This window comes from Xanthomonas bromi, from assembly GCF_900092025.1.
Lineage (GTDB): Bacteria > Pseudomonadota > Gammaproteobacteria > Xanthomonadales > Xanthomonadaceae > Xanthomonas > Xanthomonas bromi.
Window position 1 is genome coordinate 1 of sequence record NZ_FLTX01000029.1, and the last position, 529, is coordinate 529.

The 529-nt window shown below is 56.5% G+C and carries 1 pseudogene; it reads left to right on the plus strand.

The annotated features are described in order from the left end of the window. Positions 1 to 529, plus strand: a pseudogene (locus tag XBLMG947_RS09865) (beta strand repeat-containing protein); the annotation flags it as partial.

Consider the following 529-nt stretch of genomic DNA (forward strand, 5'->3'; position numbering starts at 1 on the left):
ACTGCAGGTGGCAGCTCAGGCGACGGCGCCGGCGGACCGCCTGACGTACTACACCGTGTACAAACCTGACGGAGCGGTACTGAACTCGATGACTGCCGGATCCAATGGGATCTCAGCGAATACGCTGAATCTGCCCAACCTGCCGACAACGGGGACCTATACGGTATTTGTGGATCCCAACCAGGGCGAGACGCTGAGCACGCAGTTGATGTTGGCAACAGGCGTGACTGGCGGACAGGTGACTAATGGTGCCAGTGGCAGCTTTGCCACCAATATTCCTCAGCAGAGCGTGTATTTGACCTTTACCGCCACGGCCGGACAGAACCTGGGTTTGGGGCTTAGTGACTTGGTGACACCGAATGCAACAAGCTATGCGTACTTGACGGTCAACAAACCTGACGGCACCACACTGGGCGGTCAGTACTGCTACGCAAGCAACAATGGCTGTCAGACCAATTTAGTTAATCTAGAGTCGGGCACTTACAGCGTGGTGATTACGCCGCCGTACGACGGCGATCGGACGATGAGT